General features: G+C 61.5%; 10 protein-coding genes. 6 read left to right on the top strand and 4 right to left on the bottom strand.

Annotation, left to right across the window (positions count from 1 at the left end; translation table 11 throughout):
• Positions 1–1,141 precede the first annotated feature (1,141 nt).
• The 6 genes from JHD59_RS23300 to JHD59_RS07260 all read left to right on the top strand — a co-directional run bounded on the left by JHD59_RS23300 (position 1,142) and on the right by JHD59_RS07260 (position 6,510).
• A complete protein-coding gene (locus JHD59_RS23300; RefSeq protein ID WP_368671544.1) occupies positions 1,142–1,300 on the top strand; it encodes a DUF2256 domain-containing protein in 159 nt (52 codons plus the stop codon).
• On the top strand, positions 1,300–2,829 hold the full coding sequence (locus tag JHD59_RS07280; RefSeq protein ID WP_199153754.1) for a cryptochrome/photolyase family protein: 1,530 nt from the start codon (positions 1,300–1,302) through the stop codon (positions 2,827–2,829). The genes JHD59_RS23300 and JHD59_RS07280 overlap by 1 nt, the downstream gene beginning before the upstream one ends.
• A gap of 254 nt (positions 2,830–3,083) precedes the next feature.
• Positions 3,084–3,710, top strand: a complete 627-nt coding sequence (locus tag JHD59_RS07275; RefSeq protein WP_103317362.1) for a diguanylate cyclase — start codon at positions 3,084–3,086, stop codon at positions 3,708–3,710.
• A gap of 169 nt (positions 3,711–3,879) precedes the next feature.
• A complete protein-coding gene (gene groES, locus JHD59_RS07270; protein WP_043621205.1) occupies positions 3,880–4,197 on the top strand; it encodes a co-chaperone GroES in 318 nt (105 codons plus the stop codon).
• Between the two features lie 29 nt (positions 4,198–4,226).
• A complete protein-coding gene (gene groL, locus JHD59_RS07265) occupies positions 4,227–5,843 on the top strand; it encodes a chaperonin GroEL (RefSeq protein WP_199153753.1) in 1,617 nt (538 codons plus the stop codon).
• 208 nt (positions 5,844–6,051) lie between these two features.
• Positions 6,052–6,510 carry a BON domain-containing protein gene (locus JHD59_RS07260; RefSeq protein WP_199153752.1) on the top strand — a complete coding sequence of 153 codons (459 nt, stop codon included), beginning with the start codon at positions 6,052–6,054 and terminating at the stop codon, positions 6,508–6,510.
• 101 nt (positions 6,511–6,611) lie between these two features.
• Here JHD59_RS07260 and JHD59_RS07255 read toward each other — a convergent pair whose 3' ends face one another.
• From JHD59_RS07255 to JHD59_RS07240, 4 genes are all read right to left on the bottom strand, one after another.
• Positions 6,612–7,754, bottom strand: coding sequence for a betaine/proline/choline family ABC transporter ATP-binding protein (locus JHD59_RS07255; protein ID WP_199153751.1), 1,143 nt, complete (start codon positions 7,752–7,754; stop codon positions 6,612–6,614).
• Entirely contained in the window at positions 7,754–8,401 is a 648-nt protein-coding gene (locus JHD59_RS07250) for an ABC transporter permease (RefSeq protein WP_199153762.1), read from the bottom strand. Before JHD59_RS07250 ends, JHD59_RS07255 begins: the two co-directional genes overlap by 1 nt.
• A gap of 11 nt (positions 8,402–8,412) precedes the next feature.
• Complete coding sequence (locus tag JHD59_RS07245; RefSeq protein WP_199153750.1) at positions 8,413–9,339, bottom strand: glycine betaine ABC transporter substrate-binding protein; 927 nt, start codon at positions 9,337–9,339, stop codon at positions 8,413–8,415.
• A gap of 320 nt (positions 9,340–9,659) precedes the next feature.
• A complete protein-coding gene (locus tag JHD59_RS07240; protein ID WP_199153749.1) occupies positions 9,660–10,376 on the bottom strand; it encodes an ABC transporter permease in 717 nt (238 codons plus the stop codon).
• Positions 10,377–10,888 lie beyond the last annotated feature (512 nt).

Here is a 10,888-nt window from a genome sequence, read left to right as displayed (position 1 = left end):
CCCCCCCCCCCCACCCCCGTGCTGTCGTCGGCAGCGTCAGATGTGTATAAGACACAGCTCTGGAATAGCCTACGCAGACGACAGTCATCCACTACCGATAAGTAGCGGGGATACTTTCACTGCGGCCTCGAGCAATACTGTTATGGCGACGGGAGCTGGCAAGAAATGTACCATCACAAACTTAACGGCCTCAATGGGATCCGACCCCAGACTCCCACCAAGATTAAGCAATGATGGCGAGTATGTAATACTATCCGAGCATGACTATATAGATAAAAATGAACTTACCTCCTGCACCAACAAAATCAAAGCCCAATCGATAAAGAGCTTTCTATTTGATATAAACAAAAGCAAAGGACTAGTGCTCAGCGCAGACATCTATTCAGCCACCCCCGATGGGTACTTGGCAGAACTATATGATATAAAAACAAAAAAAGACGTGATACAGGCCAAAGGTTTTTTTGATAAAAAAACGCCTGCAAAAAAACAACTAGAGAATGTATTCAGCCTAACTGGCAATGGAATCATCTCAAAAGACGGACAATATATTTCCGCCAATGGCGATCCCGACTGCACCGGCGACTCGTACCCTGGAGTGTATAATTTAAAGACAAGAAAATTAATAAATAGAACTACACTGGGCGGACTTGATGGTAACGCTTTAGATGCCGCCTGCAAGAAGCTTTTCGAATAGATTAGCTTAGCCCTAATCTTATATAGCCCCCAAACAATCCAACCGTTTCAGAAAACCTCGCGACAGCATGACGCGCACCATCAGATGAAGGGTGCTTTCGACGAAAAAACCCTGTTCAAAGCACCCATTTCCCCCACTTCAGGATTCGGGACACCTTGACCAACAGTTTTTTTCAACAACTAAGCAGAAAAGTTGGTTCTGCACCTGATCGGTCTTGCTACGCTGACAAGAAAGTGCAAAAAGCCTTACCCGGCAAGGAAGGCTTTTTTCACTAACTTTGACTCCCTACATGTAGTAGGTTTTCAAAGTTACTGCACACTCTTTGCACACAGTTGAAATTGCACCAAAATGGGGCATAGCGATTGCACGCCACGCCCCTTGCTATTGCAAATAAATAAATTTGCGTATAAATCAACCCCTTCGCATCGGTAAAATGCGGGCAGGGGGATGGAGACGCGTATATTCATGAACAACACGGCAGCGCTACCGTTCAAGCACTATGCCGCCTGTAATAGGACGATAAGCTGGCATGCAATTTGGCGCGCCTGTAGGGATGCTGTCCAGCCTTGCTCCGAACGCTGCAGGCACGTGAAAGACAGAGCCTGATGACTACATTGCGGCTGATACTGGGTGACCAGCTCAATCCCTGCCATAGCTGGTTCGCATCGACCGATCCCGACGTGGTGCATGTGATGATGGAGATCCGTCAGGAAACCGACTACGTGCGCCACCACGCGCAAAAAATCCTGGCCATCTTCGCCGCGATGCGCGATTTCGCCGCCCAGTTGAAAGCGCAGGGCCATCGCGTGCGCTATGTCGCCATCGACGACGCCAGCAACCGCCAGTCGCTGACCGGCAATCTGGACGCGCTGATCGTCCATTACGGCGCGGCCGCGGTGGAATACCAAGCGCCGGATGAATGGCGGCTGGACCGCCTACTGGCAGACTGGGCCAAGGGCCTGCCCATTCCCTGCCGCATGGCGGACAGCGAGCACTTTTACACCGCGCGCGGCGAGGCGGCGGCGTTTTTCGGCGCGCGGCGGCAATGGCGCCAGGAAGCCTTGTACCGCCAGTTGCGGCGCCAACACGGTGTCTTGCTGGACGACAATGGCGGGCCTGTCGGCGGACGCTGGAATTTCGACGCTGACAACCGCCAGCGCTGGCCCGGCGACCCGCCCGAACCAATAGACCCGCGGCCGGCGCATGATCACAGCAAACTGTGGCAAACCATACAGAAGGCCGGTGTGGACAGCTTCGGCCAGCCGCAGGCGGATGCGCTGCGCTGGCCGCGCAACCGCGCCGAGGCGCTGGCCCAGCTGCAAGCCTTCGTCGAACACGCATTGCCGCATTTCGGCGCCTACCAGGACGCGATGAACGCGCGCGCGCGGCGGCTGTTCCATTCGCTGCTGTCCTTCGCCCTGAATGTGAAAATGCTGAACCCGCGCGAGGCGGTGGACGCCGCCGTCGCCGCCTGGCGCTCGGGCCGCGCGCCGCTGGCCGCGGTGGAAGGCTTTGTGCGGCAGATACTCGGCTGGCGCGAATACGTGCGCGGCGTGTACTGGGCCCAAATGCCCGACTACCGCGACAGCAATGCGCTGGCGCACCGGCTGCCGCTGCCGCGCTGGTTCTGGGATGGCGACACCGGCATGCAGTGCCTCGCGCACGCCATCGGCCAATCGCTGGAAGACGCCTACGCCCACCACATCCAGCGGCTGATGGTGATAGGCAATTTCGGGCTGATCGCCGGCTTGTCGCCGCAAGCGCTGCACGAATGGTACTTGGGCGTCTACATCGACGCCTTCGAGTGGGTGGAGCTGCCCAACACGCTGGGCATGAGCCAGTTCGCAGACGGCGGCCTGCTGGGCAGCAAGCCTTACGCCGGCAGCGCGGCTTATATCGGCCGCATGAGCGATTACTGCGCGGGTTGCCGCTACCAGCCCAAACAGCGCGTCGGCGCCGATGCCTGCCCGTTCAATGCCTTGTACTGGGATTTCTTCCAGCGCCATCGGGAGCGGTTGGCCGCCAATCCGCGGCTGGCCTTGGTCTACCGTCAGCTGGATAAGCTCCCGGAAACCGAGCGCGCCGCCATCGCCGCGCGCGCCGCCGCATTGCAAGCCAATCTCGACGCACTTTGAGAAAACCATGCTGGAAAACATCTCGCGCGGTTCGCCTTTACTCTCCGGCCCCTTGCCTGCTGCTGCACCACGCCGCGGCCCGGCATCGCTCGGCGTTAGTTTTCCAGCAGGACAGCGACTAGGCGCGATGGTACGAAACCGCCCCCTGGACCACCGCTTGGAGCAAAACTTGCAGGCGGTGTGCGCTTGCCTTGCGCCGGCAATCTTTTTATCGTTCAAACATGTCTTCGCATCCATTGTCATGGAGTGTCGCCATGGAGTTGTTCGATACCGTATCCGCCCAAATCCACCATATGCGGCTGCCCTTGTTTGCGGTCAGCCTCAGCGCCGTCCCCTTTCCTGACACGCCGCTACTGCTGATGCTGCATTGGCATGGCTTCCGCCAGTCCGAAACGGGCCATGCGGAAGCGAACAAAACGATCTTCCGGCAAGTGCCGGCCTCGGCCTTGCAACTGACACGCCGTTGGAACGCGCTATCGTTGGTGGAGGAAGAGATTCTGGACGCGGCCTGGCAGCTGGGCGCGTGGAGTCTGTTGCGCGACGAGCGCCGCGGCTGCAACACCATAGGCGCTGCCGCCGGCGAGGCGCTGGCCTGCCGCCAGGCTTTCGGCGACTTGCCACCTGTAGACGGCCTGGAAAGCGTGGTGGCGGAGGCGCCCGACAGCCCGGAGCTGATGCGGCTGGCGGCTCGCCGCGGCTATGTTTCCTGGCATTTTCGGCCGGTGCACGGCGGAGTGTGGCGCGAACTGGCCGAAGACGACACCCTGGGCGCGGAAGGCCGGCGCCAGCCTCCCTGCCCGCTCGCGCCGCGCGCCTGCCGCGGCGGCAAGTCCGCCAGAACCGAATACCGTTTCGGCCGCGTCGAACGTCTGATTTTGTAGCCGGATTTTTTCTGAAAAAAACCTCTTGAAAAGCGTTTGGCCCGCCCTTACTTCGTGATTCGTCAGCCACCCAGGCTGCATTTAACCGGTAAGCGCGGGCCTTTGCGCGCCTGCGGCCAGCCGGTCTCACATACCGTTTCCAATGATCTGAATCGCACAGGAGATTGATATGCAAATCCGTCCTCTGCACGACCGGATTATCGTCAAGCGGGTCGAAAAGGTCCGCCAGACTGCCTCCGGCATCGTCATCCCCGATAGCGCCGCCGAAAAACCGGAACAAGGCGAAGTGCTGGCGGTCGGCCCCGGCAAGCGCCTGCAGGACGGCACGCTGCTGCCGATGCAAGTCAAAGTGGGCGATCTGGTGCTGTTCGGCAAATACGGCGGCCAGACCGTCAAGCTGGACGACCAGGAATACCTGGTGCTGCGCGAGGAAGACGTCTTCGGCGTGATCGAAGGCGCATCCGAGTCCGGCCGCAAGGCTGCCTGATTTCCCCCATACCTCACAGGAGTTAAACCATGGCTGCGAAAGAAGTCCGCTTCCACGACAACGCCCGTGAACGCATCGTCAATGGCGTCAATGTGCTGGCTAATGCCGTGAAAGTCACCCTGGGCCCGAAAGGCCGCAACGTGCTGCTGGCGCGCAGCTTCGGCGCGCCGCACATCACCAAGGACGGCGTGTCGGTCGCCAAGGAAATCGAACTGAAAGATCCGTTCGAAAACATGGGCGCGCAGATGGTGAAGGAAGTGGCGTCCAAAACCGCCGATGTGGCGGGCGACGGCACCACCACCGCCACCGTGCTGGCCCAGGCCATCGTGCAGGAAGGCATGAAGTACGTCGCCTCCGGCATGAACCCGATGGACCTGAAGCGCGGCATCGACAAAGCCGTCCATGCCGTGGTGAAGGAGCTGCAAACCCTGTCCAAACCGGTAACCAACAGCAAGGAAACCGCCCAGGTGGCCGCGCTGTCCGCCAACTCCGACGAGGCCATCGGCAAGATCATCGCCGACGCCATGGAAAAAGTGGGCAAGGAAGGCGTGATCACCGTCGAAGACGGCAAGTCCTTGGACAACGAGCTGGCCGTCGTCGAAGGCATGCAGTTTGACCGCGGCTACCTGTCGCCGTATTTCATCACCGATCCGGAAAAGCAGACCGCCGCGCTGGAAGATCCGCTGGTGCTGCTCTACGACAAGAAGATCTCGAACATCCGCGACCTGCTGCCGGTGCTGGAGCAAGTGGCCAAGGCCGGCAAGCCGCTGCTGATCGTCGCCGAAGACGTGGAAGGCGAAGCGCTGGCCACCCTGGTGGTGAACAGCATGCGCGGCATCCTGAAGGTGGCCGCCGTCAAGGCCCCGGGCTTCGGCGACCGCCGCAAGGCCATGCTGGAAGACATCGCCATCCTCACCGGCGGCACCGTCATCGCCGAGGAAACCGGCCTGACGCTGGAAAAAGCCGGCCTGGCCGAGCTGGGCAGCGCCAAGCGCGTGGAGATCGGCAAGGAAAACACCACCATCATCGACGGCGCCGGCGACAAGGCCAAGATCGACGCGCGCGTGCAGGCCATCCGGGCGCAGATCGACGCCGCCACCAGCGACTATGACCGCGAGAAGCTGCAGGAGCGCGTGGCCAAGTTGTCCGGCGGCGTGGCGGTGATCCGCATCGGCGCGGCCACCGAAGTGGAAATGAAGGAGAAGAAAGACCGCGTGGACGACGCGCTGCACGCCACCCGCGCCGCGGTGGAGGAAGGCATCGTCGCCGGCGGCGGCGTGGCCCTGCTGCGCGCCCGCGCCCACATCGGCGAGCTGAAGGGCGACAACGCCGACCAGGACGCAGGCATCCAGATCGTGCTGCGCGCGCTGGAAGCGCCGCTGCGCGCCATCGCAGCCAATGCCGGCGACGAGCCGTCGGTCATCGTCAACAAGGTGCTGGAGGGCAAGGGCAGCCATGGCTACAACGCCGCCAGCGGCCAGTTCGGTGACCTGGTGGAAATGGGCGTGATCGACCCGACCAAGGTGACCCGCACCGCGCTGCAAAACGCGGCTTCCATCGCCAGCCTGATCCTGACCACCGACGCCACCGTGGCCGAAGCGGCGCAGGACAGCAAGGCCAAGGCCCCGGCGGAGCTGGATTACTGATCCGCCGGTCTGGTCCTCTTTCATCATTGGCCCGCGCCCAAGCGCGGGCTTTTTTTTCGCCCGCAAAAAGTGGGCTATAAGGTAGACAACGGAAAGCCGCAAAAATGGAAGTTCTCGCTCACGCTATCCTCTCAACGGCGCCATCCAGACAGAAGCATTCACCATGCGCAACACAGTCCTTGCCCTCTGGCTCCTCCGGCTCTGCCTGATGCCGCTTTTAGCCCGCCCTGCGCTTGCCGCGGAGCCGGTCAAGAACTGGTTTCATGACCCGTTCTTTCAGGTGCGCAAGCAAGTGGCCGGCTGCCCCATGCCGCTTGGCCCATTCTGCACGGAAGAGGACATGAAAGCGCAGGCGCATTCGCGGGTGGAGCGCGGCACCAGTTGCTGGCGGGCCGGACAGTGCAAGAAGCCCAATGCCTATCTGTACGATGCCGACATCGCCAAGGATCTGCAGCGCCGCTTTGCCAAGACTCGCCGGTTTGCCGATGCCAGCTTGTGGATCACGGTGCAACGGCGCTTTGTTTATGTTGAAGGCTGCACCCGCAACAAGCAGGCCGCCTCCGGCATTGACGCCTTTGTCAGGCAAACGCCGGATGTGCAGTTGGTGGTGACGAATACCATCATTGGAACAGGCAAACCGAACTATCCGGTGATGCCGGCGAAATAGCGCCCTCCCCCTTTGTCTGCGGAGTCTTCACCGCGCCGACCCGCCGGCAGCCGCAAAAAAAGGCGCGAAACTCGCGCCTTTTTGCCTGCCATCAAATCGGATTACACCAGCACGGCATTCCGTTTGCGGGTGCGGCCGGAATGCAGATAACCGGCGATATAGTCCTGAGAAACTTCGCCGCAATAGCGCCCGGCCTCGTCCACCACCGGCATCCAGGTCAGGTTGTGCTCATACAGGCGCGACAGCACGACGCGCAGGTTCTCGCCCGCGCCGGCCGTCGCCTCGATCCGGTTGAGCTTGTCGCTGCAACGGCCGCCGCCGGCCTTGGCATCGCGCCGCCTGACGAAGCCCAGCGGCTCGCCCGCCGCGTCCACCACGGTCAGATGCATCAAGTCGCCATCGTCCATCATGCCGTAGGCAGCGGACAGCGGCGTGTCCAGCGTGGCCGTCAGCGTCTCCTGCAGATCAGCCACCTCGCCGGCCTGCACCAAGAGCAGGCGCTTCAAAATGCGGTCATGGCCGACGAAGCTGGCGACAAAGTCATCGGCGGGGCGCGCCAGCACTTCGTCCGCCCCGGCGCACTGCACCATCCGCCCCTGGCGGAATACCGCGACGCGGTCGCCCAGCTTGATCGCCTCGTCGATATCGTGGCTGACCAGCATCACCGTCTTGCCCAACTGGCGCTGCATCTGCAGGAATTCGTTCTGGATCTGCTCGCGGTTGATCGGGTCCACCGCGCCGAACGGTTCGTCCATCAGCAGCACCGGTGCATCGGCCGCCAGCGCGCGGATCACGCCGATGCGCTGCTGCTGGCCGCCGGACATCTCGCGCGGGTAGCGCTGCAGGAAACGGTCCGGGTCCAGCGCCACCATGTGCATCAGCTCGCGGGCGCGCTCGCGGCAGCGTTTCTTGTCCCAACCCAGCATGCGCGGCACCACCATGATGTTTTCTTCGATGGTCATATTCGGGAACAGGCCGATCTGCTGGATCACGTAGCCGATATGCCGGCGCAGCGTCACGGTATCGATGCCGGCCGTATCCTCGCCGGCGATCAGCACCTTGCCGGAAGTCGGTTCGATCAGGCGGTTGATCATCTTCATGGTGGTGGTCTTGCCGCAGCCGGACGGGCCAAGCAGCACGCAGATTTCGCCTTCCGCCACTTTCAGGCTGACATTGTCCACGGCTTGCACCAGTTGGCCGTTCTTTTGGGTAAATTGCTTGCAGAGATTTTGCAGTTCTATCATCAGCGAATTCCTTTCGGTGTCAGCGCGCGCTGGGCGCGCAACAACAGCCAATCCATGGCGATGGCCAGCAGGCTGACGGCGAGCGCGCCGGCGATCAGTTTGCGGATGTCGCTCTGGCTGATGCCGTGCAGGATCAGGGTGCCGAGGCCGCCGGCGCCAACAATGGCGGCAATCGCCATCACGCCGATATTCAGCACCACCGCGGTGCGGATGCCGGCAAAAATCACCGGCACCGCCAGCGGCAGCTCCACCCAGCGCAGCCGCTGCCAGAAGGTCAGCCCGATGCCGCGGCCCGCTTCGCGCACGCCGGGCTCCACCTGCGTCAGCGCGGTGTGGGTATTGCGCACGATGGGCAGCAGCGAATACAGAAAGGCGGCGGTAATGGCCGGCACCGCGCCGATGCCATGGCCGATCAGCGAAAACAGCGGAATCATCAGCCCGAACAGCGCGATGGCCGGAATGGTCAACAGCAAGGTGGCCAGGCTCAGCACCGCATCGGCCAGTGCGGGGAAACGCACGATCGCCACGCCCAGCGGCACGCCCAGCAGCACAGCCAGCCCAACGGCGATGCCTACCAGCGACAGGTGCTGCTGCGCCAGCGCGCCGATATACGGCAGATTGCCCAGGATATAGCGGCCGGTTTCCAGGACCGTCTCCATCATGCGCCCTCCTTCAGCAGCTGGTGGCTGCGCAGAAACTCGGCGGCCACGTCCTTGACCGGCCGGTGCCGGATATCCACCTCGGCGTTCATCGCTGACATCGTGTCGTTGTCCAGCACAGCGGCCAGCCGGTTCAATTCATCCGCCAGCCCGGGATTGCGGTCCAGCACCTCCTTGCGCACCACGGGCACGGCGGCGTAAGGCGGGAAAAAGTTCAAGTCATCCTGCAACACCAGCAGATCGAAACCAATAATGCGGCCATCGGTGGTGTAAACCAGGCCGGCATCGACAAAGCCATCGCGGATGGCGTTGTAAACCAGGCCGGCGTCCATCTGCCGGATCTGCGGCCGGCTCAACTCCATACCGTACAACTGCTGCAGAGGCTTCAGGCCGTCGGGGCGGCCGGCAAACTCCATGTCGAAGCCCAGCTGCCAGCGCTGATCGGTGCCGTTGCGCTGGTTGACCGCGCGCGCCAGATCGGACAGCGTGCGCACGCCCTCGGCTTCGGCGCGGCTGCGTTTCATCGCCAGCGCATAAGTATTGTTGAGCGCGGCCGGATTCAGCCAGATCAGGCCCTTGGCATCGTCCAGCCGCTTGACGGTGGCGTAAGCCTCCTCATTGCTCATTTTCTGCTGAATGCCGTGATGGACGATCAGCCCGGTGCCGGTGTACTCCCATACCAGATCGAGCTGCCCATGCTCTTGCGCATTGCGCATGATCACAGAAGCCAAATCCTGTTTTTGGGTGATCTCGTAGCCCTTGCTGCGCAGATACTGCGCGGTCAGCTCGGACAACAGATGCTGCTCGGTGAAGTTCTTGCTGCCCAATACCAGGCCCGCCGCGGCCGGCGCGGAAAACAGAGTCAGAGCGGCGATGGCCAGGCAAATGCCGGCCAGCCTATTGCGCAGAGACGCAATCAATTTCATAAGGAATCCTCCATGCCTAGGGGCTGTTGACGTTTGCTGAGTGGTCGCGCCGGAGCGCATTTCACGGCGAATCGAGGCGTTTCGCGCGCCGCATAGTCATTCTCTGCCAGCGCGGAACAACGAAGAGTCGGCGCGAAAGGCGCCCGGCCCTGCGGGTTTGGCCGCTTTGGGCCGGAAGCCGCGTTGCCCAGCCCTTGCATAGAATGACTATCCGTCGGACTGTGCGCCTCGCTTCCGGACCAAATCGGCTCAAACGCGATCCACTCACCAAACGTCAACAGCCCCTTGCCCACCAAGGCGGGCTGTTGCCGACACACCGCTCAAGCGATGCCGCGCGCGGCGGCCAAGCGGCCGGCCGCGGCCACCAGTTGGTCCAGCGCCAGCGCGATCAGCGCGGTGCCGCCGGCGCCCAGCAACAAAGCGGTGTGGTTATTGAGGTAGATGCCGGGAAAGATCAGCTCGCCGTAACTGCTGGCGCCGATCAGGAAGGCCAGCGGCGCGGTGCCGACATTCAGCGCCAGCGCCACCCGCACGCCGGACAGGATGACCGGCAAGGCATTGGGCAATTCCACCTTCCACAGCCGCTGCCGCGGCGTCATGCCCAGCGCGTCGGCGGCCTCGAGCATGGCCGGCGGCAAGCCAGCCAGGCCGGCATAGGTGTTGCGCACGATGGGCAACAACGAGGCAAGAAACAAGGCGACGATGGCCGGCGCGTCGCCTATGCCCACCACCACCATGGCCAGCGCCAACACCGCCATCGGCGGCAGGGTGTTGCCGATATTGAAGACCTGCATCCAGGACTCCGCGCTGCGGCGCAAGCGCGGCCGGCTCAACAAAACGCCGCAGGGCAGGCCCACCGCCAGCACCAAGGCCATCGACACGCCAACCAGATAAAGATGCTGCCGGCCCAGATAGACCAGATCTTCTCGATATTCCGCCCACACGGCCGGGCCAAGGCCGTAATACAACCCAGCCACCGCCAGGGCGGCCAAGGTCAGCCAAAACATGCTGCGCTTGCCAAACGCTCTTTTGTGCATCTGCGTCCTCCTTGGCGGATAGCGACGGACAAACCGTCTGCGATCCGCTGTAATGATCGCGACAACCAGAGAGCTGCCAGTAGATTTTCAAGACACCCGGCCAGACCGGATATGGAATGCGTAAAACGCGGGAGCGGGCGTTTGCCCGACAATTGAGTGGCGCATGAAGCACCGGCGAATTTTCGAAGACTATAACACCTCACCATTAAACATGCAAATAATCTAATATTCAGAAACATCATTAGAATATTGATATTGAAGAATTAGCAAGGCGAAAACTGTAAATATTCATCCATTTGTACTTTGAAAAGCCGTTTCAGCGCGGCAGGATAAAATGGCCTGCCCCATCTCCATTCAAGACGGCAGAACCGGATACCGCCCCGGCCAAAACTTGGTTAACCACCTGATTCTACTGATGCCAACACCCCGCTCGGGACACGCAGCGCGTCACTCTTGCCAGCCTGACTCGCCTTGCGTTGCCCATCTCGCCAAAGGCATGAAAATTTTTTCTG

Source organism: Chromobacterium sp. ASV23, from assembly GCF_016428945.1.
Lineage (GTDB): Bacteria > Pseudomonadota > Gammaproteobacteria > Burkholderiales > Chromobacteriaceae > Chromobacterium > Chromobacterium sinusclupearum.
Note: the sequence above shows the minus strand (reverse complement) of the source record. Positions and strands in the feature narration are given on the sequence as shown.

Bases quoted from the DNA above. Each gene is read 5' to 3' on its own strand.
- JHD59_RS23300 (WP_368671544.1), top strand. From the start codon at position 1,142: ATGGAGACGCGTATATTCATGAACAACACGGCAGCGCTACCGTTCAAG.
- JHD59_RS07275 (WP_103317362.1), top strand. From the start codon at position 3,084: ATGGAGTTGTTCGATACCGTATCCGCCCAAATCCACCATATGCGGCTG.
- JHD59_RS07245 (WP_199153750.1), bottom strand. From the start codon at position 9,339: ATGAAATTGATTGCGTCTCTGCGCAATAGGCTGGCCGGCATTTGCCTG.
- JHD59_RS07260 (WP_199153752.1), top strand. From the start codon at position 6,052: ATGCCGCTTTTAGCCCGCCCTGCGCTTGCCGCGGAGCCGGTCAAGAAC.
- groES (WP_043621205.1), top strand. From the start codon at position 3,880: ATGCAAATCCGTCCTCTGCACGACCGGATTATCGTCAAGCGGGTCGAA.
- JHD59_RS07280 (WP_199153754.1), top strand. From the start codon at position 1,300: ATGACTACATTGCGGCTGATACTGGGTGACCAGCTCAATCCCTGCCAT.
- groL (WP_199153753.1), top strand. From the start codon at position 4,227: ATGGCTGCGAAAGAAGTCCGCTTCCACGACAACGCCCGTGAACGCATC.
- JHD59_RS07240 (WP_199153749.1), bottom strand. From the start codon at position 10,376: ATGCACAAAAGAGCGTTTGGCAAGCGCAGCATGTTTTGGCTGACCTTG.
- JHD59_RS07255 (WP_199153751.1), bottom strand. From the start codon at position 7,754: ATGATAGAACTGCAAAATCTCTGCAAGCAATTTACCCAAAAGAACGGC.